We start from the raw sequence: 23219 nt of genomic DNA, 5'->3' as shown, positions 1-23219 counted from the left end.
ATAGTATGTGATTTAGATTACTTTGCAGCTACAGTTTCTGGATCGCCCAATTGCCATTGAACGATTTTAGGAGTGATGACACTTCCATTTTTCAATAACGAAGTACCTCCCATGGCTATCTTATCGCCAGGTTTTAGCCCTTCTTCAATAATATAACCGTTTTTAATGGAAGGACCTGGTTTTACAATCTGCATTTGTACTTTATTGTCATTGCCTACTACGTAAACTTGATAAATACCTTGTACTTCTATAACGGCACGCTGCGGAATTACAATTGCTTCTTTACGAATATCGGTAAGCAGTGCTACTTTTACATATTGGCCCGGACGAAGTAATTTGTCAGGGTTTGGAAATGCGGCTTCAAAAGTAATGGCTCCAGTAGAAGGATCAATTTGTCTGTCGGCAAAGCTTACTTTTCCGGTCTGTGGATAGATGGAACCGTCTGATAATTTTATTGTAACAGTTGCACCAGAGCCTTTTAAAGCAGAATTGGGTTTGTTGAACTCTCTATAAAGGCGCAGAAATTCCTGTTCGCTAATCGTAAATCGTACTCTCACATCTCCTAAATCCGAAATCGTGTTTAAAATTGATACAGCACCTGGTCTTACATAATCCCCAACGCGAACTTTAGAAATACCGATTAATCCTGAAATTGGAGCTAAGATTTGACAATAGCCCAATTCGATTTTAGCATTTTGCACCGAAGCATCAGAAGCTTTTATTTGAGCCAGTGAGGCATTATACGCTGCCTTCGCCGAAACCAATTCTCTTTGGCTGACTGCATTCATTTTTGCTAATGGCGTGATCATATCCAAATCTGATTTCGTTTTAGACAATCTCGCTTGCGATTCTGCGGCAACTCCTTGAGCTTCGTTAAGTTTGGCTTTGTACGGTAAAGGATCAATAGTGTAGAGGACTTGTCCTTTTTTTACAAAACTTCCTTCTTTGAAGTTCATACTTTCGATAATACCATCAACTCGCGGGTTGATTTGTATATCAGATTGACCAAAAGTCTGCCCCGTATATTCAGATTCTAATTTTACATCTTGTTGTAAAACTGAAGTAACTGAAATTTCTAGAGGTTTGGGGCTCGGCGGTGTCTCTTTTTTGCAAGAAAAAAATAAAAGACTTAGTAATAATGCGGAGGAGTAGATTTTGTTCATTGTTAAATTCTTTTAGGTAAAATTCATTAAATACAACTAACTAAAAACCAATTGAGTGCATTAGCTAAGTTAGCGTTTTTTTGGTTAAATGGATAAATATTGTCGGGATTTTGTTAATTTTAGTTAAAATTTTATTTATCTGTATATCAGTAGGTAATGAAAAATCGGATAAAACACCCTATAATGTCGCTCAATTGCATTTTTGTAAGAATAACTTATTCCCCAAACTAGTACTAATAATTCAAAACTTTTATGATTATGTCAAAAAATAACAAGAAAAAACACAAAAAGACAGATGAAGATGGCAGTGATTTAAAAAAAATCACCAAGAAAGAATTATTGCACCGAGCCAAAAAATTTTCTGAGCAATATTGCGTTGGCGATGATAAAGATTTTACTTTAAAAGACAAGCCCACGACTTATACAGGCGATGAAGACAAGGCATTGATTCAAAAAACATTACAAATGGGAGTCAAAGCTCTTGCTGCCATGCAGGATATTTTGTATGCCCAAGATAAGTGGTCGGTTCTTATTATATTTCAAGCTATGGATGCTGCTGGAAAAGACGGCGCCATCAAACATGTAATGTCGGGAATAAATCCGCAGGGCTGCCAAGTTTCTTCTTTTAAAGGACCAAGCTCAGAAGAGTTGGACCATGATTATTTGTGGCGTTGTCAAAAACATCTTCCCGAGAGAGGCCGAATAGGAATTTTTAACCGTTCTTATTATGAAGAGGTATTGGTCGTTCGTGTTCATGAGCAGATTTTGAAGGGCCAAAAAATACCTGAAAAATTAATTACCAAAGACATTTGGGAAAACCGTTTTGAAGACATTCGCAACTTTGAAAAATACCTTACCAGAAACGGAACCATTGTGATTAAATTTTTTCTGAATGTTTCTAAAGAGGAACAAAAAAGAAGATTTATAGAAAGAGTTGACAATCCGGATAAAAATTGGAAATTTAGCGCGGCCGATGCCAAAGAACGAGGCTATTGGAACGATTATATGCATGCTTACGAAGAATTGATTAGAAATACATCGACTAAAAAATCACCTTGGTATGTAATTCCAGCTGATAATAAATCGTATGCTAGAATTGCAATTGCTTCGGCAATAATTCATGCCTTAGACGAAATGGATTTAGAATATCCTAAAGTAAGCCCAGAAAAAATTGCAGAACTAAATGAGGTTAAAAAAGCATTATTAGAAGAGAAAGATTAACCTTTTGCAACTATAAACAATGATTTATTGCTTGTGAATTACTAATAGTATAACTTTTTCGAATATGATTGCTAAACTTTTGCCTGTAGGAGACTGGATTAAGAACTATCAAAGGGAAAACCTTAAAAAAGATTTTCTTGCTGGAGTAACATTAGCGGCATACGGAATTCCAGTATCTCTTGCTTATGCAACCCTTGCAGGCCTTCCGCCGCAATATGGAATTTATGGCTATCTCATTGGTGGTATATTTTATGCTCTTTTCGGAACTAGCAAGCAGCTTGCGATAGGTCCGACATCTGCAATTTCTCTATTAGTTGGCACGACCATAGCGGGCATGGCGAATGGCAATGTTGAACGCTGGTCGGAAATTGCATCGCTCACGGCACTGGTATTTGCAGGAATGGCTATTATTGCCTATTTGCTGAGGTTAAGTGGCATTATTAATTTCATAAGCGAAACCGTTTTGGTCGGATTCAAAGCAGGAGCCGCTATCACTATTGGTCTAACGCAGTTGCCTAAATTATTTGGCGTTGAAGGAGGAGGTTATAATTTCTTAGAAAGAATTATAACGCTTTTCCATCAGATTCCAGATATGAATACAGCGGTATTTATTTTTGGAATGATAGCTATTGTAATCTTAATAGTTGGAGAAAAAATAGCTCCTCAGTTGCCTGTTGCCATTTTAATTGTCATTTTGTCGATTATTCTTATTTCGACTACATCTTTAAAATATGCAGAATTCAATACAGTCGGAGTTATACCAAACGGACTTCCTGAATTTCATCTGACTTCTCTCCGAATAAGAGATGTTGAAGGAGTTTTGCCTCTTGCTATGGCTTGTTTTTTATTATCTTATATAGAAAGCGTTTCTGCTGGCCGAACATTAGCACAAAAAAACGGATACGTTATTAATCCGCGTCAAGAACTTTTAGCATTGGGAGTAGCCAATGCTGCTGTTTCGTTCGGACACGGATACCCTGTTGCAGGAGGCTTATCGCAATCTGCTGTAAACAATGCCGCTGGTGCCAAAACACCGTTATCGCTTTTATTTGCTTCGGCTGCCATTGCTTGCTGTCTTTTATTTTTAACCGAACACCTTCAAAATCTGCCAACAGTAATTTTGGCTGCGATTGTTTTGGTTGCCATAAGAGGACTTTTTGATTGGAAAGAAATACGCCATCTTTATAAAATAGACAAACAAGAATTTTGCGTGGTTATGATTGCACTTGCAGGAGTATTAATTTGGGGAATTCTAGCTGGAGTTTTATTGGCGACATTGGTTACTTTGCTATTGTTATTGAAAGCAGCCTCGAAACCACACGTAGCTTTTTTGGGAAGAGTTCCTGGAACAAGAGTTTATACCGATTTGAGAAGACATCCTGATAATGAGAAAATAGAAAATATACTGATTGTCAGAGTTGAATCTTCGATATTTTATTTTAATGCTGAATACATTAAGGAACAAATCTTAGAAAAAATTTATAGCGAACCAAACTCTTTAAGAACTGTAATCTTAGATCTTAATTCTTCACCTCGTATTGATATTGCAGGCGCACGCTTTTTAAAAACCCTTTTTGTCGATTTGCAAAGTAAGGATATTACCTTAAAAATAGCCGAAGCCCGCTCTGATGTTAGAGATAGTCTTCGGGCAGAAAACCTTGAAATGCTCTTTGGACATATTAGCCGTTCTGTTTCTGTAGACGATTTGGTACAGCGTTCGGCGCACGAATAATGCTGTAAATCAATGGGAAAAAGTTTAAATTACAATGTTGCATTAACTTTCTAAGATGTTAAAAAAAACAGATAATTAGAGCAAGACCATTTTTAATCTCAAAATAAACTCTAAATTTGCGCCAGATTTTAAGGAAAATCTAATAAAAACATCAATTTCTTACTTAAAACTGTTTATAGCATGCAACTGTACAACACTTTGAGCGCAGAAGAAAGAGCCATCATGATCGATGATGCAGGTAAACAACGACTTACGTTGTCTTTCTATGCGTATGCCAAAATTCAAGATCCACAAAAATTTCGTAATGATTTATTCGTAGCCTGGAATGCCCTTGATGCATTAGGCCGAATTTATGTTGCCAGCGAAGGAATAAATGCTCAAATGAGTGTTCCTGCCGAAAATTTTGAAGCTTTTAGAGAAACTCTTGAAGCTTACGATTTCATGAAAGGCATCCGATTGAATGTTGCTGTAGAACAAGATGATCATTCGTTTTTAAAATTAACGATCAAAGTACGCCACAAGATCGTTGCCGACGGTCTAAACGACGAAACTTTTGATGTTACCAATATAGGCGTTCACTTGAAGGCCAAAGAATTCAATGAAATCCTTGATGATCCAAACACAATTGTAGTGGATTTTAGAAATCACTACGAAAGTGAAGTAGGACATTTTAAAGGTGCCATTACTCCAGATGTGGAGACTTTTAGAGAAAGTTTGCCCATCATCAATGAACAGCTTAAAGATCATAAAGACGATAAGAATCTGGTAATGTATTGTACCGGAGGAATTCGTTGCGAAAAAGCGAGTGCGTATTTCAAACACCAAGGTTTCAAAAATGTCTATCAATTAGAAGGTGGAATCATCAACTATGCGAAACAATTGAAAGAAGAAGGTTTAGAAAGTAAATTCATTGGTAAAAACTTCGTATTTGATAATCGTTTGGGCGAAAGAATCACAGATGATATCATTTCGCAATGCCACCAATGCGGAAAACCTTGCGATAACCACACCAACTGCGAAAATGATGGATGCCATTTATTGTTTATTCAATGTGACGAATGTAAAGCGGCAATGGAAAACTGCTGTTCTACAGAATGTCTAGAAATCATTCACATGCCTTTGGTTGACCAAGTTCGTTTGAGAACTGGAAAACAGGTTGGAAATAAGGTGTTCAGAAAAGGAAAATCTGAAAACTTGAAATTCAAACATTCAGGCGAATTGCCAGAAACTGCTTTAGCAACGGCACAAAAACCTGTTGATATCCGTCAGAAAGTAAAAGTAAAGAAAGTGCTTCTTGGAAAAGCGGAACATTATTATGTAAAAGCGCAAGTGGGTCAATTTACGGTTGAAAATCACGAATTAAGTAGTGGAGACAGAATCTTAATTTCTGGTCCGACTACAGGAGATCAAGAATTGGTTTTAGACAAAATCATTGTGAACGGAGCAGAAACTCAAACCGCTAAAATTGGTGACAAAGTTACTTTTGAAGTTCCTTTTAGAATTAGATTGTCAGATAAGTTGTATAAAATTGTAAATTAGCGGTCTTTAACGCTAGTTTACAATGTCACATTCTTTTGCCAAATTATGGATTCACGCCATTTGGTCAACCAAAGACCGTAAAGAGTTAATTGACTTTTCAATTGAAAAAAAGGTACACGATTATATTCACAACGAATTAATTGAATTGGGTTGTCCGGTTAGAATCATAAACGGAATGCCTGATCATGTACATGTTTTGTTTTTATTGAATCCCCAAAAATCTATTTCGGATGTCATTCGTCAAGCGAAAGGAGTTTCATCTCATTGCATAAATAGAGAAAATCTAATTCTTGAAAAATTCGCATGGCAAAAGGGCTATGCGGCTTTTGCTGTCAGCGAGTCTCAGCTTGATCTTGTTTTTAATTACATTAAAAATCAAAAGCAGCATCATCTCAAAAAAGATGCTCAGCAGAATTTATAAAATTGCATGGGTTTGAAAATAAACCCCAAGGGGATTAAATGCAAAAAAACACCAAAATCTATAAAAACATAGCCCACGGTTTCAACCGTGGGTACATAATGTGTATCCACATGGTTTTGGAAATTCAACCAATCTGTAAGAACAAAAAATACCCCAATTTATATAAAAACATTTCCAATGGTTTCAACCGTGGGAAACGTATTGTTGCGTAACGTTACGGATTTGCATTGCGTTCCCACGGTTGAAACCATGGGCTATATTTGATAAAGATTAACGACAATTATGGGCATAGCAAATGGTCTATCATTGGGCCGCTATGAAATAATTTTTAAAATATAGACCATGATAAAAATCATAGGAATCTAATCTATACCCATATTATTTTTGCCAATTGTTAAACGACTAGAGTCGAGAAACATATCATTGGAAAAATAAAATCAAAAATGACAAATAACAATGCAATCGAACTCATGGCTCCAGCTGGGAATTTTGAGTCGCTTCAGGCTGCCTTAGATAATGGCTGTGATTCCGTATATTTTGGTGTTGAGCAACTCAACATGCGTGCAAGATCGACAGTTAATTTTACTATCGAAGATTTAAAAGAAATTGCCAATCGTTGCGAAGCTAAAAATGTTCGAAGCTATCTTACTCTAAACACGATTATTTACGATCACGATTTATCAGTCGTAAAAACATTATTGAACAAAGCCAAAGAGGCGAATATTACCGCCGTAATCGCATCCGATCAAGCTGTAATTGCCATGGCACGATCGATTGGAATGGAAGTTCATATTTCGACCCAATTGAATATTACCAATATAGAAACCATTAAATTCTATAGTTTATTTGCCGATACCATGGTTTTAAGCCGTGAATTGAGTTTGCGACAAGTAAAGAAAATCACAGAACAAATTGAGAAAGAACAGATTAAAGGTCCGAACGGAAAATTAGTTGAAATCGAAATTTTTGGTCATGGCGCTTTATGTATGGCAGTTTCAGGAAAATGTTATTTGAGTTTGCATTCGCATAATTCATCCGCAAATCGCGGGGCGTGCAAACAAAACTGCCGAAAAAAATATACCGTTATCGATCAGGAAACTGGTTTTGAAATCGAACTGGATAACGAATACATGATGTCGCCTAAAGATTTATGTACCATCGATTTTCTAGATCAGGTAATTGATTCTGGAATTCAAGTTTTAAAAATCGAAGGACGCGGACGTGCGCCAGAATATGTGGCAACCGTTATTAAAACCTATCGCGAAGCTATCGACGCCTATTACGAAGGCATTTTCTCGAAAGAGAAAACCGCAGTTTGGATGGAAGCTTTAAATACCGTTTACAATCGCGGTTTTTGGTCAGGATATTATTTGGGACAAGAATTAGGAGAGTGGAGCGACATTCCAGGATCTGCAGCAACTCAGAAAAAGGTTTATGTGGGAAAAGGAACACATTACTTCCCAAAAGCAGAAGTCGGACAATTTAAAATAGAAGCTTACGATATTAAAGTCGGAGATAAAATTTTGATAACAGGACCAAGTACAGGAGCTCAGGAAATGATTATCGACGAAATGTTTGTGAACGATCTTACAGCAGAAAAAGCAACAAAAGGAGACGATTGTACGTTCAAACTTCCGTTTAGAATCAGAATGTCGGACAAATTATATAAAATCGTTGACGCATAATGGTTATCATCACTTTACAAAGAGATAAATGCATTGGCTGTAATTACTGTGTTGAGATGGATCCTGTTCATTTTCAAATGTCCAAAAAAGACGGGAAATCGGTATTGCTTCATTCACAGAATGCAAAAGGCTTTTTTACATTAAAATCGCCAAATCATGCGATTGTCGAAAGTTGTGAACTGGCAGCAAAAGCTTGCCCAGTTAAGATTATTACGGTTAAAGAAACTTAGAATAAATAAAACCCTATTTTGTATGATGGCAAAATAGGGTTTGTTTTGTTTGTAGAGAGCAGAATTTTAAATCCCAATTTTAGCATTTATATTATGCTTGTCTACATATGCTTGTGCAACAGTCATTAGTTTGGTAAATTTAGCATCTATATCTTTTTGAGTAGAAGCATCAAAATCGGCAATTGCTTTGTTTATTTGTTCTGGTGAAGTCTTTTCGTCTTTCAGTTTAGCAATTGGCAAGTAACCTTCTTTTTGTTTGGCAATCGCATAAGAAAACAAGTCTTTTGAAGCCTGAAGAAGTTCTTTGTTATCATCATCTTCTGGTATATTTTTAATCGATTGAAAACGCGTTTCCAGATTGCTAATATCGTATTTAAAAGCATCGTAGTAAGTAGAAGGAATCATCTTTTTTTGAGTTTCATCATAAACTTGTGCTTCTGACTGCAGTTTTTCACTGAGTTCTTTACTTCCAAAACGAGATAATAAATTCGAGTTTAAAGCGGCTACTTCAAAAGTCTTTTCTGGTGAAAGGTTGGTACAAGAAGTAAAAGTTAGACTTGTAGCAATTAAAACTAAAAATAGGGTTGTGGCATTTAAGATTCTTTTCATTTTTGTGTTTGATTATTATTTATCCTTTTAAAATTTTACTTTTTTCAGCATCAAATTCTTCCGAAGTCAAGATTCCAGCATCTAGAAGTTCTTTCAAATCTAACAATGCTTTTTTCTTAGCTTCCATCGAATTTGAAGAGTCTGTTGATGCTTGAGCTGGTTGTGCTGTTTGAATCGGATTTACAACAGTTCCCGAAGACGCATATTTCAGAATCAATTCTGTGATTTCATTAAATCCTTTGACATTCGAGTAATCAATTGCTTTTTGCTCTTTCACATTTACAATTGAAGCATCGGCTTTGTTATCCAATAAATATTTTACAACATCTTTTTTTCCGTTGGCGGCGCTGTAGTGTAGAGGTGTGTTTCCAGATTCGTCTTGAATGTTAATGTTGGCTCCAGCTTCAATCAGCAGTTTTACCATACTCAAATTGCCTTTTTTGGTTGCAACGTGCAGTAAACTTTCTCCGCCGTAAGTATAAGAACTGTTTAAAGTAAAACTTGATTCGTTAGAAATATTAGTCGCGCTGACAATCCAATCTAGGTAATCATTCATCGACGAAGTATCGCCTGCGACAGGTTTGCTATAGTTTACGTCAACTCCGTTTTCTAAAAACAAAGACACAATTTCCTTTTGATTATTCGCGCAAGCGTACCAAATAGGAGAATATCCGTTATTGTTTGAAGTAAATACATTGGCTCCTCTTTCGACCAATAATTTGGCAAGCATTCGGTTGGTTTCATAACAAGCAATCAAAAGCGCATTTTCACCAGAATGATTTATGTGGTTTATGTCTGCACCATTATCTAAAAGCAAGGTCACCATCGGGATTGACTTGGTGTAACAAGCATAAATAAGTGGTGTATTTCCTTGTTTGTCGGTTACATTGATATCAGCTCCTTTGTCTAAAAGCAATTGAATAATTTCACGGTTTAGTTTTGCAGAAGCTAAAATTAAAGGAGTTTCTCCATTGTTATTCAGTAAATTAACATCAATTCCTGCTTCAAGCAACTTTGTTGCAATTTCAATTTGAGCAGTTTGAACGACTAAATGAAGCAGACTATTTCCGTATTTATCGTTTTTGGTAATTTCGGCACCATTATCTAAAAGATACAGCGCCGTTTGTTTCTGTTTTTGGAGGCAAGCAAAATACAAAGGCGTTTCGCCTTGATGATCTTCGTAGTTAATATCAGCTCCATCCTCCGTTAAGATTTTTACAATATCCAGATAACCTCTGTGTGCCGCATAATGTAGCGCGGTTCTTCCTTGTTCGTCGGTATATTTTACGTCTACTTCTTTATTCTGAAGCAGCAATTCGGCTATTTTTCGGTTCCCGTTTTCGCAGGCCACTATAAATGACATTGACATGTGTATTGTTTTTTAAATAGATAATCGTTTTATTGTTTCATTAAAAGTTCAACGGTTTTAATTTTCAGGTTGTCACCAGAAGCAAGCATTAAGGCCGTTTCGTCTTTATCATTCTTAATCGAAATATCAGCGCCTTGATCTAACAGCAGTTTAACTTTTCTGTAGGTTTCTTTTGCCATTTCAGCATCGTAATTGACATTGTAGGCGCAGACTTTATGTAAAATGGTATTTCCTTGATTGTCTTGCTCATTAATATCCAAAGACACATTCTCTAAAACAGATTTCAAGATATCCGATTTTTTTTCGACAATAAAATCAATTCCCGATTTGGGCTGTCCGTAGTATTGAGCACAGAAATTTACGTCGGCGCCATCGGCTAATAATCTTTCTAGAAAAGTTATATTATTTGGCGAAACAGAAAGAGAACTGATAAAGTTAGTAAACAAAGTGCGTCCGTCTTTATTCACAATATTCAAATCAGGCGATGAAACAGAAGCCAAAGCGTCGTACATATCATACGAAAGCTGTTCGGCAACAGCATAATAAAAAGCAGTATTGTTCTGATTGTCGGTTTCGTTGGCATCGGCACCATTTTCTAGCAAAAAGGGTAAAAGCTCTTTTCGGTTTCTTTTAACAGCACAAATTAACGGAGTAGTCCCAACAATATTTTTCTCGTTGATGTCAACACCATTATTAATCAAAATGGTGATATATTCTTTTACTTTTTCGGCATCTAAACCGTAAGTGTTCAAAACAGTATAAATTAAATTTTCACCTGCATTGTTCTTATACTGTGTATTAGCCCCATAGTCATCAACTAAAACTTTAACTACTTTTGGCGATATGCCTTTTTCCAGAAAATAGCCAAGCAAAGTTTTATCGCTGATTTCGTCGTTAATGTTGTCCATTTTCGACATCAATTCTTTAAAAAAAGCAATCGATTCTTCGTCATCTTTTAAATATGACGTCAGCGATTTAAAAATAGATTGATCAAAACTATCCAATTCGTAAATATCTGTTTCAATAAAGCCCGCTTTGATCAGTTTTTCGATAAAATCGACTTCTTTTGCGTCGATAATTTTGCCTGCGATTTGCGAAAAGTTGTTTTTTAGATATTGTTCGTTAAATTTTTCCCCATTATTTAGGCATTCTCTGGCCTCGTCAAATTTTCCGCTAAAAAGGAAACTTTCAATCTGGTTTTGTGTTTGCATTTGAAATATATTTAAAATAAAAATGATAAGTTTTGAGCAAAGCTTGGTCTGAATTTATTGACTTGGCAAACGATGCTGTAAGATAAAACATAAAAATCGTAAATATATTTTAGGATAAAAAGTTAAAAAGACCAATTGCAATTTAAAACAGACAGAGAGCCTATTTATTTTAAAAATTTTACCGATTAGTGAGAATAAACTTAATTTTTTTGAAAGATTTGGTTTGCAAAAAACGCATGGTTTTATTTAACAGCGCTTTAATTTTTATCCATAAAAAGCAAAATAAAAAAAATACTATCTTTACCGATCAAACGTTTATGAACTTAAGCTGCATTTTGGCAGCACTACATATAGCATTATGGCATGTACAAGTTGTTCAACCTCAGATGGTGGCGCACCAAAAGGTTGTAAAAATAATGGGACTTGCGGCACCGATAGCTGCAATAAATTGACTGTTTTTGACTGGCTTTCGAACATGAGTCCGTCCAATGGAGAGGCGATTTTTGATTGCGTCGAGGTTCGTTTTAAAAACGGACGTAAGGAATTTTTTAGAAATTCGGAGAAATTAACTTTAAGTATTGGTGATATTGTAGCAACTGTTGCTTCACCAGGACACGATATTGGAATTGTGACTCTTACAGGCGAATTGGTAAAGATTCAAATGAAGAAAAAAGGAGTGAATTACGAAAGTAATGATGTTCCAAAAATTTACAGAAAAGCATCTCAAAAAGATATCGATATCTGGTCTGTGGCGCGTGATCGTGAAGAACCAATGAAAGTTCGTGCACGTGAATTGGCAATTCAGCATAAATTGGAAATGAAAATTTCGGATATTGAATTTCAAGGTGACGGATCAAAAGCGACTTTTTACTACACAGCAAACGATCGCGTCGATTTTAGAATGCTGATTAAAGATTTTGCAAAAGAATTCAGTACGAGAGTCGAAATGAAACAAGTTGGTTTCCGTCAGGAAGCAGCTCGTTTAGGTGGAGTTGGTTCTTGCGGACGTGAACTTTGCTGTTCTACTTGGCTGACAGATTTCAGAAGTGTCAATACATCGGCAGCACGTTATCAGCAGTTGTCATTGAATCCTCAGAAATTAGCAGGTCAATGCGGAAAGCTAAAATGCTGTCTAAACTATGAGTTAGACACATACATGGATGCCTTAAAAGATTTCCCTGATTACGATACCAAATTGATCACAGAAAAAGGAGATGCAGTTTGTCAAAAACAAGATATTTTTAAAGGATTAATGTGGTTTGCTTACACAAACAATTTTGCAAACTGGCATGTTTTAAAAATCGATCAAGTAAAAGAAATCATTGCCGAAAACAAATTGAAAAATAAAGTTTCTTCTCTAGAAGATTTTGCCGTTGAGGTTACTTCAGAGCCTGAAAAAGACTTCAATAACGCGATGGGTCAAGAGAGTTTAACTCGTTTTGACCAGCCGAAAAGAAAGAAAAAACCAAATCGCAAGCGCAAACAAAATGCTGAAACGGCTGGCGTTGCAACTCCAGCAAAACCACAGCAGGAAAAAAATGCAAACAATGCTAAACCAGCAGGAAACAATAATCCTAACAATGCTGGAAATGCAAATAATGGCAATGCAAATAAGCCAAATAATCCGAACAAGCAAAATCATAAGAAGAAGCATAATTCGAATAAAAACAATCCGAATAAGCAGAATTCAAATGAGAATAAACCTGCTGAACCTAGAAAACCAATAACGAATACTAAAAATGAGAATAAAAAATAGCGGAATTCTTCTTTTGGCAGCTATACTTCTTTTTTCTTGTGATAAAAAAAGAGTGTTTGATGAGTATAAATCTGTTGGAAGTGCTTGGCACAAAGACAGTATTGTAACTTTTGATCTGCCTGTTTTAGATTCTACAAAAAAGTACAATCTCTTTGTAAACATACGAGACAACAACAATTATCCGTTTAATAATCTGTTTTTGATTGTTGCTATGGAAATGCCAAATGGATTTACAAAAGTGGATACTTTAGAATACCAAATGGCTGAGCCAGATGGAACTTTATTAGGAAATGGGTTTACTGACATAAAAGAAAGTAAGCTTTATTATAAAGAAGATGTGAAGTTTAGAGGAAACTATAAAGTTCATATCAAGCAAGCTGTGAGACAATCAGGTAAAATTCCTGGTGTTGAGGCTTTACAAGGAATTACAGACGTTGGTTTTAGAATAGAACAAAAAGATTAGATAAATAATTATGGCTGCTAAAAAAAACAATCAATCCAATAGCGTTAAGGATATTAATTATTACAAAAAGAAATTTTGGCGGGTTTTTGCCTACTCTTTACTAGGAGTTTTAGCCTTCTTTTTATTTGCTTCTTGGGGTTTATTCGGATCTATGCCTTCATTTGAAGATTTAGAGAATCCAGATTCAAACCTTGCTACTGAAATTATCTCTTCTGATGGAGTTGTAATTGGTAAATATTTCAAAACCAATAGATCTCAGCTTAAATATTCTGATTTGCCTAAAAACTTAGTTGAGGCACTTGTGGCAACTGAAGATGCGCGTTTCTACGAACATTCTGGAATCGACGGACGTGGAACTTTAAGAGCTGTTTTTAGTTTAGGGACAAATGGTGGAGCAAGTACATTGACGCAACAGCTTGCAAAACAGTTGTTTCACGGGGAAGGGTCTAAATTTTTGCCTTTTAGAATTGTACAAAAAATAAAAGAATGGATTATCGCCATTCGTCTGGAAAGACAATATACAAAGAATGAAATCTTGGCGATGTATTGCAACGTTTACGATTTCGGAAATTATTCTGTTGGGGTAAGCTCTGCAGCTCAGACTTATTTCTCTAAAGATCCAAAAGATTTGACAATTGACGAATCGGCTATTTTGGTTGGAATGTTCAAAAACTCAGGTTTATACAATCCGGTAAGAAATCCGCAGGGAGTAAAAAACCGTCGTAATGTGGTTTTATCTCAAATGGCTAAAGCAAAAATGATTTCTGAAGCAGAAAAAGAAAGACTTCAAGCTTTACCAATTACATTGAAATTTAAACTAGAAAGCCACCGTGAAGGTATGGCAACTTATTTTAGAGAATATCTTCGTGATTACATGAAAAAATGGGTTACTGAAAACAAAAAACCTGACGGGTCTGAATATGATATTTACAAAGACGGACTTAAAATTTATACTACAATAGATTCTAGAATGCAAACGTATGCTGAAGAAGCGGTTTCTGCACACATGCAAAATCTTCAGCAGCAGTTTTTTATTGAACAAAAAAACAATAAAAATGCACCTTTCGTAAATATCACGCAGGCTGAAACAGACAGAATCATGATGCAAGCCATGAAAAATTCTGTTCGTTGGGCGCAGATGAAAGATATGGATAAAAGCGAAGATGACATTATTGCTTCATTCAAAGTAAAAACAAAAATGCGTGTCTTTACTTGGAAAGGGGAACGAGATACGGTAATGACGCCACTTGATTCTATTCGTTATTACAAACACTTTTTACAATCTGGTTTAATGGCAATGGAGCCTCAGACAGGAGCAATTAAAGCTTGGGTTGGAGGTATCAATTACAAATATTTCCAATACGATCACGTAGGACAGGGAGCTAGACAAGTAGGTTCTACTTTCAAGCCTTTCGTTTATGCAACGGCAATCGAAGAATTAAATATGTCTCCTTGTGATTCTATCTTAGACGGACCTTTCATGATTCATAAAGGGCGTCACCACGTAACAGAAGATTGGGAACCTAGAAACTCTGATTACAGATATAGAGGAATGGTGACTTTAAAACAAGCTTTGGCAGCATCTATCAATACGGTTTCAGCTAAATTAATTGATAGAACAAGTCCAGAAGCCGTTGTAGAATTGACTAAAAAATTAGGAGTAAAAACAGAAATTCCAGTTCAGCCTTCAATCGCATTGGGAGCGGTAGATATTACGGTAGAAGATATGGTTGCCGCGTATAGTACATTTGCCAACCAAGGAGTTTATGTAAAACCACAGTTTTTAAGCAGAATTGAAAACAAAAGCGGTGAGGTAATCTATGAGCCAATTCCGGAATCTCATGACGTTTTAAATAAAGATATTGCTTTTGCAGTAATCAAATTGCTTCAAGGGGTTACAGAAAGTGGTTCTGGTGTACGTTTACGTACTCAAGGAGGCGGAAGCGGAGACAATCGTTGGACAGGTTATCCGTACATGTTTACAAACCCGATTGCTGGTAAAACAGGTACCACACAAAATCAATCTGATGGTTGGTTTATGGGTATGGTTCCGAACTTGGTAACTGGAGTTTGGGTTGGATGTGAAGACCGTTCGGCTCGTTTTAAAAGTTTGACTTACGGACAAGGAGCAACTGCAGCGTTGCCTGTTTGGGGGTATTTCATGAAAAAATGTTATGCCGATAAAAGTCTTCAAGTTTCGAAAGGAGAATTTGAGCGACCTGCAAACCTTTCTATAAAAGTAGATTGCTATCAAAGGCCAGCGGTTGTAAAAGATACCACACAGACCGAACAAAATACGGATGAATTCGAATTGTAACAATGTTGCAATAAAACGCATCTAACTATATTTCAATCCCTTTACAGCTCTTTTAGAAAGATAAGTAAAGGGATTTTTCTTTTGGTTTTATTTTTACGAAATCGTTATAATTTCATCTAAAAATCTTATTTTTATCAAAAATATTCAGCAATAAAGATAGTTTGTTATGATAACAAAAAAAATAAATAGCGTTCAGGAAGCTATTGAAGGAATTAAAAGCGGTATGACCATCATGTTTGGCGGTTTTGGATTATGCGGTATTCCTGAAAATACAATTGCGGCATTGGTTAATACATCCATTTCAGATTTAACTTGTATTTCTAACAATGCAGGAGTAGATGATTTTGGTTTGGGATTGTTGCTGCAGAAAAAGCAGATCAAGAAAATGATTTCTTCTTATGTGGGAGAAAATGCCGAATTCGAACGTCAGATGCTTTCTGGAGAATTAGAGGTTGAATTAACTCCACAAGGAACTCTTGCAGAACGTTGCCGTGCGGCTCAGGCAGGAATTCCGGCCTTCTTTACACCAGCAGGTTACGGAACAGAAGTAGCAGAAGGAAAAGAAGCACGCGAGTTTAATGGAAAAATGCACATTATGGAAGAAGCTTTCAAAGCCGATTTTGCTGTAGTAAAAGCGTGGAAAGGTGATGAAGCCGGAAACTTAATTTTTAAAGGAACAGCTAGAAACTTCAATGCTTGTATGGCAGGTGCTGGAAAAATCACAATTGCCGAAGTGGAAGAATTGGTTCCAGTTGGAACTTTAGATCCAAATCAGATTCATATTCCAGGAATTATGGTGCAGCGTATCTTTCAAGGAGAAAAATTTGAAAAGCGAATTGAACAACGCACAGTGAGAACTAGAAATTAGATAATGAGAAAATGTGACAATTAGATAATTAAATACATCGTGTAAAGAATTATCTAATTATCAAATTCTCTAATTGACACATTATTATGGCACTTAGTAAAGAAGATATAGCAAAACGAATTGCAAAAGAAGTAAAAGACCGTTATTTTGTAAATCTTGGAATTGGGATTCCGACATTGGTGGCGAATTACGTTCGAGAAGATATAGCAGTTGAATTTCAAAGTGAAAATGGCGTTCTCGGAATGGGACCTTTTCCTTTTGAAGGAGAAGAAGATGCCGATATTATTAATGCAGGAAAACAAACCATTACCACGCTTCCAGGTGCGAGTTTTTTTGATTCGGCTTTTAGTTTTGGAATGATCCGAAGCCAAAAAGTAGATTTGACGATTCTTGGTGCAATGGAAGTTTCGGAAAACGGAGATATTGCCAATTGGAAGATTCCAGGCAAAATGGTAAAAGGAATGGGAGGTGCAATGGATTTGGTGGCTTCTGCCGAAAATATCATTGTGGCCATGATGCATGTGAACAAAGCAGGAGAATCAAAAATCTTAAAAAGATGCACTTTGCCATTAACGGGCGTAGGATGCGTAAAAAAGGTCGTAACTGAACTTGCAGTTCTCGAAGTAACAGAAAAAGGTTTTAAGCTCTTAGAACGAGCGCCAGGTGTCTCAGTTGAGCATATCATCGCTTCAACTGAAGCCGATTTGATAATTGAAGGCGAAATTCCTGAAATGAATATCAGCTAAAAAAGTATTTTTTTCTTAAAACCAACAAAGGCCAGCTTTTAAAAGAGCTGGCTTTTTTTGTAGGAATTGATTAGAGGGCTTTATTGGTTTAATTTTAAAAAATGATAAGATTTAAAACTTATTTTCTAATATAAATAGTTGTTAATCAATCAAATAATTGTTTTTCGGTATGTTTTATTACGAGATTGGTATAGTTTGTTAAATAAAAATGTAATTAATGCAAAAAACGTTGCATTTTATCGATTAATGGCAATTTTAATCGATAATATAACATAAATAAAATATTTTTACATCAAAATAAAGTATTTACTTACATTAAATATTTTGTTTGTAATCCATTTAACCAAATTTAAATACCACATTATTATGGAAAGAAAATTACCTAAAATTATGGCGTCAGCCATTATTATTCTTACATTTTCAACGCCTGTATTTGCCCAAAATACAGACAAGCGGGTAAGTCAGAAAAATTTATCAGAAAATGGACAACCAAGTCTAATCACTTTTAGTGATAAATCTACCTACAAGGAAACAGATTTCAATACTGTTTTTAAAGAACAACTCGGATTAAAAGAGAACCAGTCTTTTTTGAAAGTTAAAACCGAATCAGACAGAGAGGGTTTTACTCATGAAAAGTTTCAATTGTACGAACAAGGAATCAAAGTAGAATTTGCCAATTATTCATTACATTCTAAAGAAGGCAAATTAGTTTCTATGAATGGTGAGTTTTATGCATTCAATAATGTAAAAACTACTCCAAAATTATCAAGTCAGGATGCATTTGCTAAAGCGATTGCCTACACGGGAGCAAAAGAATACTTATGGGAAAAGCCTGAAGACGCTGCTGCGATGGATTATGAAAAACCAAAAGGGGAATTGGTTTTATTGCCAGATATGGAAGAACAAGGCCAGGATAGAAAATCAGATAAAGTTCGATTGGCTTATAAGTTTGATATCTATGCTACAAATCCGCTAAGCAGAGGTGATCTTTATATCGACGCTGAAACAGGAAAAGTCTTGTTTTATAATGCGACCATAAAACACCTTGGAGAATATAGTCACGGAGCGAAATTGGAATCTACCAAGGTAAATCAAAAGGAAACATCTAATGCTAAAGCGGCCATTGTTTCAGCAAATGCAGCGACACGCTATAGCGGAACTCAGACCATTCAGACTACTCTAAGCGGATCTTCTTATATTTTATCTGATGGAACTCGAGGGAATGGAATTCAAACTTATAATTCTGCTAGAACAGCGACATACCCAACAACCAATTTTACAGATGCCGACAATAATTGGACAGCTGCGGAGTATAATAATACAAATAAAGATAATGGAGCATTAGATGCACATTGGGGGGCTGAAATGACATATGATTATTGGTCTATTGTTCATGGAAGAAACAGTTATGACAATGCCGGAGCAAAAATTAAAAGTTATGTTCACTACAATTTAATAGCGGCAGGATATTCAAGTAATAATAACGCATTCTGGAACGGAAGTGTTATGACTTATGGTGACGGAAGCGGAACTGGCGGATTTGATATCTTGACTTCAGTAGACGTTGCTGGACATGAAATAGGACATGCAGTTTGTACTTATACAGCAAATCTTGCTTATCAAAAAGAATCGGGAGCAATGAATGAAGGTTTCTCTGATATTTGGGGAGCTTGTATCGAATATCGTGCTGCACCAACAAAATCAACATGGTTGGTGGGAGAAGATATAGAAAGAAGAACGGGGCATCTTGCTTTGCGTTCTATGAGTAATCCAAAATCAGAAGGGCAGCCAGATACTTATGGAGGAACCAATTGGGTGAGCCAAAGCTGTACACCAACAAGCAGTAACGATTATTGTGGTGTTCATACCAATTCAGGAGTTCTGAATCATTGGTTTTACATTTTATCAGTTGGTAAATCAGGAACAAATGATATTGGAAACACATATAACGTGACAGGTATCACTATCGATAAAGCAGCAAAAATTGCCTTTCGTTTAGAGAGTGTGTATTTAACGGCAAATTCTACTTATGCAAATGCAAGAACATCAGGAATACAATCTGCAATAGATTTGTATGGTGCAGGTTCAGCTGAAGTTATAGCAACAACCAATGCATTTTATGCAGTAGGTATTGGTGCTGCTTATGTAGGATCTAGCGATACTGTTGCGCCTACAGCTCCAACAAGTCTTGCTGCTTCTGGAACTACAGGTACAACGACCAATTTATCTTGGACAGCATCAACAGATAATGTAGCTGTTACAGGTTATGATATTTACGAAGGAACAACATTAAAAGGTTCGTCTACAACAACAAGTTATACAGTAACTGGTTTAACAGCATTAACAGCTTATAGCTTTACTGTAAAAGCTAAAGATGCTGCAGGAAATGTTTCGGCAGCTAGTAATGCAGTAAATGTTACAACTACTTCTGCTGCGATAACATATTGTACCTCTCAGGGAAATAATACCGCAGACGAAAAAATTGGTAAAGTTGTATTTGGAACAATCAATAATACATCTACAGGAACAGCGGGTTATGAAAATTATACTTCAATTTCGACAAATGCAACCAGAGGAACTGCATATACAATTACGATTACACCGAGCTGGACATCTACGGTTTACAGCGAAGGATATGCTGTATTTATAGATTATAATCAAGATGGTGATTTTGCAGATTCTGGCGAAACGGTTTTTACAAAAGCTACATCAACAGCATCAACAGCATCAGGAACTATTACAATTCCAGCAACGGCAACTCTTGGAACAACAAGACTTAGAGTTTCTATGAAATACAATGGAGTGCCAACATCTTGCGAAAGTTTTTCTTATGGACAAGTCGAAGATTACTCAATAAACATAACAGCTTCAGGAGCAGTTGTGAATCAAGAAATTGTTGCTGGTTTGCTTGAAACTACAGAAACATCAAGTTTTGCATTATATCCAAATCCAGTAGAAGACGAACTGAATGTTTCATTATTGGATAGTGCAGGATTTACATTTAGAATCACAAATACGTTGGGTCAGCAAATTAGCACGGGACAAATTTCTGGTAGCCCAATAAATGTTAGCGCATTAAGTACTGGAGTTTACATTATCGAATTAAATAAAGGAAGTAAAAGAGTTGCTAAGAAATTTATTAAGAAATAAGAAGTTCTTCTTGATCTTTTTATAACAAAAAAACCGCTCATTTGAGCGGTTTTTATTTTTTGAAACTTTGTGACTTCGAGCCTTTGTGGCAAAACACAAAATATTGATTATAGGTTGAAAGAAGCTCCTAAACTGAAAGTAGCTTGATTGTTCAAATGATAAAAAGGATCATTGTTTGAACCGTATTTTGCAATAGGAAATCCGATTTCTGTGAAAACACCGAATCCGTCAGTAAAGAAATAACGACCACCAACGTGTCCTCCAAAATTGTGCAAACCTAAGCTTAAACCAGGGTAAACGTCTAATTGTTCAACACCAATTACGCTAGATAAGTTAGCATTCATTCTTGCCTTCGCATCAAAACGATCTGAGAAATCTGGTTGTGCATCATTATAAACAGAAGAACTTCCATGGTAGAAACCATTAAAATTGTCAACGCCTAACAAATAATTAGCAACCAATCCAACAGAGAAATTTTCTCCTAAACCAAAATCGATAGAACCTTGAATTCCAGATCCACCATCTTGTAAATTAGCACCAACGTTTACTCTTGTATCGCCTTTACCTGTAAAAGCATGTTGAGCATTAATAAATCCGAATGATACTAAAAACAAGAGTGTAAAAACCTTTTTCATAAAAATTTAATATTAATTATTTTGGCAGCAAATTTAATCTTTTAAATAAATTAATTCCTACCTTTTTCGTTAAAATAGAGTTCGTTAAGTGGTTCGCTTTGCCAGTATTCCTTGGTGTCGACGTCTAAAATAGTAAGCGGACCTCTAAATGCTGCTCCCGTATCTACATTCCAGACGCAAGCTTTGTTTATAGGAACCGTCTCGCCGATTCGTGTAACAGGAGTGTGGCCAATATAAACTTCCTTATAAACGGTAAATCTTTTAGGATAGTGTACGTCGTCTTCTTTTAATTTTGGGTCTAAAGAGAGAGCAGTTTCCCAAAGAGTTCTGTCCCAATAAAATAGCTTCGAAAAATATTCCCATTTTACGCCATTTAAATTGGTAAAACCAGCATGAACAAACAAACGATTTTGATCATCAAGGTAATAATCTTGAAGATTTTCTAGAAATTCGATATGAGCTTTCTTTTTCTCTTCCGAAATTTTGGCATAACCTTCAACAGTTGCTTTTCCGCCATGTTTAAACCATGTTTCTTCGTCTAAATCATCGTGTCTGTTTTCAAGCCACTCTAAAGCAAGCTGATCGTGATTTCCTCTTATGCAGATGCAGTTCTGTTTGCTTTTTAAATCAATCAAATAGTCAATTACTTCAACAGACTGACTCCAGCCGTCAACATAATCGCCCAAAAAAATTAGAGTATCTTTAGTAGTAACTTTGGCTCTCTCGAGCACTTGTTCAAGTGCAAGTAATCCGCCGTGAATGTCACCTATAACAAATGTTCGCATTATTTAATTTTTCGAGTAGAAGAACAAAAATAGAAAGAATAATTGGTTTGAACTCATCGAATTCAGATTCTTTAAAAATTGATATGATTTATAACTACTTACAGTACTTTTTTATTGTTTTTCCTCAGTAAATTTGCAAAATGTCTGAAACTCCAACATATCGAAAAATTATTCATATTGATATGGATGCCTTTTACGCATCGGTAGAGCAAATGGACAATCCAGAATTAAGAGGAAAACCTGTCGCTGTTGGAGGTTCTGAGAATCGTGGTGTGGTTTCGGCCGCAAGTTACGAAGCCAGAAAGTTTGGTGTTCGAAGTGCCATTAGCGGAGTTTTAGCCAAAAAATACTGCCCAGACATTATCTTCGTAAGACCAAGATTTGATCGATACAAAGAGATTTCGTCCAAAATTCATAAAATCTTTCACGAATATACCGATTTGGTTGAGCCTCTTTCGCTTGACGAAGCTTATTTGGATGTTACACAAAACAAAAAAGGAAATCCAAGCGCAAGCCTTTTGGCGCAGGAAATTAGACAAAGAATTTTTAATGAAGTCGGATTGACGGCTTCTGCTGGAATTTCAATCAATAAGTTTGTAGCCAAAATTGCGAGCGATTACAACAAACCCAATGGACAGAAAACAGTTAATCCTGACGAAGTAGAAGCTTTTCTGGAAGATTTGCCCATTCGTAAGTTTTATGGGGTTGGAAAAGTTACCACTGAAAAAATGTATCAGCTCGGAATTTTTACAGGTACCGATTTGAAAAGCAAATCTCTAGAGTTTTTAGAAAAGCACTTCGGAAAATCTGGAGCATTTTATTACCACGTTGTTCGCGGCATTCACAATAGCGAGGTGAAATCATCACGAATTACCAAGTCGGTAGCGGCAGAACATACTTTTGATGTGAATTTGTCTTCTGAAATTTTCATGATGCAACAATTGGAACGAATTGCAACTTCGCTCGAGAAACGCCTGCAAAGGCATAATATTTCTGGAAAAACAGTGACACTAAAGATAAAATACAGCGATTTTTCGCAACAAACAAGAAGCAAAACATTGCCCTATTTTATTTCTGATAAAAGTTTGATTATGGAAAATGTTGAGGAGCTATTGTATCAGGAAAAAATGAAAGATTCGGTACGACTGCTTGGAATTTCGTTGAGCAACTTGAATAATGAAGTGAAAAAAGCGGTTGCAGTTCAGTTAAAATTTACATTTTAATGATGTTTTTTAATCGTATATTAAGATTCAAGACTTTATATAACAGGATTTTTCTGTTATCTTTGAGTAAAAAGATTTATCTGTCTTGTGAATTAT

19 protein-coding genes are annotated in these 23219 nt (G+C 35.9%); 13 read left to right on the top strand and 6 right to left on the bottom strand.

The window, feature by feature from the left end; all coding sequences use genetic code 11:
* Positions 1-17: 17 nt before the first annotated feature.
* Positions 18-1163, bottom strand: a complete 1146-nt coding sequence (locus J7574_RS01855) for an efflux RND transporter periplasmic adaptor subunit (RefSeq protein ID WP_290963360.1) — start codon at positions 1161-1163, stop codon at positions 18-20.
* 258 nt (positions 1164-1421) lie between these two features.
* On the opposite strand from J7574_RS01855, the gene J7574_RS01850 reads away from it, so the two are divergent.
* The 6 genes from J7574_RS01850 to J7574_RS01825 all read left to right on the top strand — a co-directional run bounded on the left by J7574_RS01850 (position 1422) and on the right by J7574_RS01825 (position 7991).
* Positions 1422-2384 carry a polyphosphate kinase 2 family protein gene (locus tag J7574_RS01850; RefSeq protein ID WP_290963358.1) on the top strand — a complete coding sequence of 321 codons (963 nt, stop codon included), beginning with the start codon at positions 1422-1424 and terminating at the stop codon, positions 2382-2384.
* Between the two features lie 64 nt (positions 2385-2448).
* Positions 2449-4116 (top strand): SulP family inorganic anion transporter, encoded by a 1668-nt coding sequence (locus J7574_RS01845; protein ID WP_290963355.1) that lies wholly within the window; start codon positions 2449-2451, stop codon positions 4114-4116.
* A 180-nt stretch (positions 4117-4296) separates the two neighbouring features.
* Positions 4297-5655: a rhodanese-related sulfurtransferase gene (locus J7574_RS01840; RefSeq protein WP_290963353.1), complete on the top strand. Its 1359-nt coding sequence runs from the start codon at positions 4297-4299 to the stop codon at positions 5653-5655.
* Between the two features lie 22 nt (positions 5656-5677).
* Positions 5678-6076, top strand: a complete 399-nt coding sequence (gene tnpA / locus J7574_RS01835) for an IS200/IS605 family transposase (RefSeq protein ID WP_290963350.1) — start codon at positions 5678-5680, stop codon at positions 6074-6076.
* A 443-nt stretch (positions 6077-6519) separates the two neighbouring features.
* On the top strand, positions 6520-7761 hold the full coding sequence (locus tag J7574_RS01830; RefSeq protein WP_290963349.1) for a peptidase U32 family protein: 1242 nt from the start codon (positions 6520-6522) through the stop codon (positions 7759-7761).
* On the top strand, positions 7761-7991 hold the full coding sequence (locus tag J7574_RS01825) for a ferredoxin (RefSeq protein WP_039118414.1): 231 nt from the start codon (positions 7761-7763) through the stop codon (positions 7989-7991). Before J7574_RS01830 ends, J7574_RS01825 begins: the two co-directional genes overlap by 1 nt.
* Positions 7992-8057: 66 nt before the next feature.
* On the opposite strand, the gene J7574_RS01820 is transcribed toward J7574_RS01825, so the two are convergent.
* The 3 genes from J7574_RS01820 to J7574_RS01810 are packed head-to-tail and all read right to left on the bottom strand — an operon-like array spanning position 8058 to position 11180.
* Positions 8058-8600, bottom strand: coding sequence for a hypothetical protein (locus tag J7574_RS01820; protein ID WP_290963345.1), 543 nt, complete (start codon positions 8598-8600; stop codon positions 8058-8060).
* A gap of 19 nt (positions 8601-8619) precedes the next feature.
* Entirely contained in the window at positions 8620-9969 is a 1350-nt protein-coding gene (locus J7574_RS01815) for an ankyrin repeat domain-containing protein (RefSeq protein ID WP_290963344.1), read from the bottom strand.
* 29 nt (positions 9970-9998) lie between these two features.
* Positions 9999-11180 (bottom strand): ankyrin repeat domain-containing protein, encoded by a 1182-nt coding sequence (locus J7574_RS01810; protein WP_290963342.1) that lies wholly within the window; start codon positions 11178-11180, stop codon positions 9999-10001.
* A 358-nt stretch (positions 11181-11538) separates the two neighbouring features.
* Here J7574_RS01810 and J7574_RS01805 point away from each other — a divergent pair, with 358 nt between their 5' ends.
* The 6 genes from J7574_RS01805 to J7574_RS01780 all read left to right on the top strand — a co-directional run bounded on the left by J7574_RS01805 (position 11539) and on the right by J7574_RS01780 (position 20480).
* The gene (locus J7574_RS01805; RefSeq protein ID WP_290963340.1) at positions 11539-12936 is read left to right on the top strand and encodes a regulatory iron-sulfur-containing complex subunit RicT; all 1398 of its coding nucleotides are present in this window, start codon (positions 11539-11541) and stop codon (positions 12934-12936) included.
* Complete coding sequence (locus J7574_RS01800) at positions 12920-13399, top strand: gliding motility lipoprotein GldH (protein WP_290963338.1); 480 nt, start codon at positions 12920-12922, stop codon at positions 13397-13399. Before J7574_RS01805 ends, J7574_RS01800 begins: the two co-directional genes overlap by 17 nt.
* Positions 13400-13409: 10 nt before the next feature.
* Positions 13410-15716 (top strand): transglycosylase domain-containing protein, encoded by a 2307-nt coding sequence (locus J7574_RS01795; protein ID WP_290963336.1) that lies wholly within the window; start codon positions 13410-13412, stop codon positions 15714-15716.
* 166 nt (positions 15717-15882) lie between these two features.
* Positions 15883-16584 (top strand): CoA transferase subunit A, encoded by a 702-nt coding sequence (locus J7574_RS01790; protein WP_290963333.1) that lies wholly within the window; start codon positions 15883-15885, stop codon positions 16582-16584.
* Between the two features lie 86 nt (positions 16585-16670).
* A complete protein-coding gene (locus tag J7574_RS01785; protein WP_290963330.1) occupies positions 16671-17330 on the top strand; it encodes a CoA transferase subunit B in 660 nt (219 codons plus the stop codon).
* Between the two features lie 366 nt (positions 17331-17696).
* A complete protein-coding gene (locus J7574_RS01780) occupies positions 17697-20480 on the top strand; it encodes a M4 family metallopeptidase (RefSeq protein WP_290963328.1) in 2784 nt (927 codons plus the stop codon).
* A 107-nt stretch (positions 20481-20587) separates the two neighbouring features.
* Here the strand turns inward: J7574_RS01780 and J7574_RS01775 are convergent, their stop codons facing one another.
* Entirely contained in the window at positions 20588-21115 is a 528-nt protein-coding gene (locus J7574_RS01775) for a DUF6646 family protein (protein ID WP_290963325.1), read from the bottom strand.
* Positions 21116-21165: 50 nt separating this feature from the next.
* Positions 21166-21900 (bottom strand): metallophosphoesterase family protein, encoded by a 735-nt coding sequence (locus J7574_RS01770; RefSeq protein ID WP_290963322.1) that lies wholly within the window; start codon positions 21898-21900, stop codon positions 21166-21168.
* A gap of 140 nt (positions 21901-22040) precedes the next feature.
* Between J7574_RS01770 and dinB the strand changes: the two genes are divergently transcribed.
* Complete coding sequence (dinB, locus tag J7574_RS01765; protein ID WP_290963319.1) at positions 22041-23123, top strand: DNA polymerase IV; 1083 nt, start codon at positions 22041-22043, stop codon at positions 23121-23123.
* Positions 23124-23219 lie beyond the last annotated feature (96 nt).

It is taken from the genome of Flavobacterium sp. (assembly GCF_017744675.1).
Lineage (GTDB): Bacteria > Bacteroidota > Bacteroidia > Flavobacteriales > Flavobacteriaceae > Flavobacterium.
This window is presented reverse-complemented; position numbering and strand designations above follow the sequence as displayed.

Excerpts from the sequence above, each read along its gene's own strand:
- J7574_RS01820 (WP_290963345.1), bottom strand. The coding sequence starts at position 8,600 with ATGAAAAGAATCTTAAATGCCACAACCCTATTTTTAGTTTTAATTGCT.
- J7574_RS01795 (WP_290963336.1), top strand. The coding sequence starts at position 13,410 with ATGGCTGCTAAAAAAAACAATCAATCCAATAGCGTTAAGGATATTAAT.
- J7574_RS01845 (WP_290963355.1), top strand. The coding sequence starts at position 2,449 with ATGATTGCTAAACTTTTGCCTGTAGGAGACTGGATTAAGAACTATCAA.
- J7574_RS01800 (WP_290963338.1), top strand. The coding sequence starts at position 12,920 with ATGAGAATAAAAAATAGCGGAATTCTTCTTTTGGCAGCTATACTTCTT.
- J7574_RS01790 (WP_290963333.1), top strand. The coding sequence starts at position 15,883 with ATGATAACAAAAAAAATAAATAGCGTTCAGGAAGCTATTGAAGGAATT.
- J7574_RS01805 (WP_290963340.1), top strand. The coding sequence starts at position 11,539 with ATGGCATGTACAAGTTGTTCAACCTCAGATGGTGGCGCACCAAAAGGT.
- J7574_RS01780 (WP_290963328.1), top strand. The coding sequence starts at position 17,697 with ATGGAAAGAAAATTACCTAAAATTATGGCGTCAGCCATTATTATTCTT.
- J7574_RS01830 (WP_290963349.1), top strand. The coding sequence starts at position 6,520 with ATGACAAATAACAATGCAATCGAACTCATGGCTCCAGCTGGGAATTTT.
- J7574_RS01775 (WP_290963325.1), bottom strand. The coding sequence starts at position 21,115 with ATGAAAAAGGTTTTTACACTCTTGTTTTTAGTATCATTCGGATTTATT.
- J7574_RS01855 (WP_290963360.1), bottom strand. The coding sequence starts at position 1,163 with ATGAACAAAATCTACTCCTCCGCATTATTACTAAGTCTTTTATTTTTT.
- J7574_RS01815 (WP_290963344.1), bottom strand. The coding sequence starts at position 9,969 with ATGTCAATGTCATTTATAGTGGCCTGCGAAAACGGGAACCGAAAAATA.
- J7574_RS01825 (WP_039118414.1), top strand. The coding sequence starts at position 7,761 with ATGGTTATCATCACTTTACAAAGAGATAAATGCATTGGCTGTAATTAC.
- J7574_RS01810 (WP_290963342.1), bottom strand. The coding sequence starts at position 11,180 with ATGCAAACACAAAACCAGATTGAAAGTTTCCTTTTTAGCGGAAAATTT.
- J7574_RS01850 (WP_290963358.1), top strand. The coding sequence starts at position 1,422 with ATGTCAAAAAATAACAAGAAAAAACACAAAAAGACAGATGAAGATGGC.
- J7574_RS01840 (WP_290963353.1), top strand. The coding sequence starts at position 4,297 with ATGCAACTGTACAACACTTTGAGCGCAGAAGAAAGAGCCATCATGATC.
- dinB (WP_290963319.1), top strand. The coding sequence starts at position 22,041 with ATGTCTGAAACTCCAACATATCGAAAAATTATTCATATTGATATGGAT.
- tnpA (WP_290963350.1), top strand. The coding sequence starts at position 5,678 with ATGTCACATTCTTTTGCCAAATTATGGATTCACGCCATTTGGTCAACC.
- J7574_RS01785 (WP_290963330.1), top strand. The coding sequence starts at position 16,671 with ATGGCACTTAGTAAAGAAGATATAGCAAAACGAATTGCAAAAGAAGTA.
- J7574_RS01770 (WP_290963322.1), bottom strand. The coding sequence starts at position 21,900 with ATGCGAACATTTGTTATAGGTGACATTCACGGCGGATTACTTGCACTT.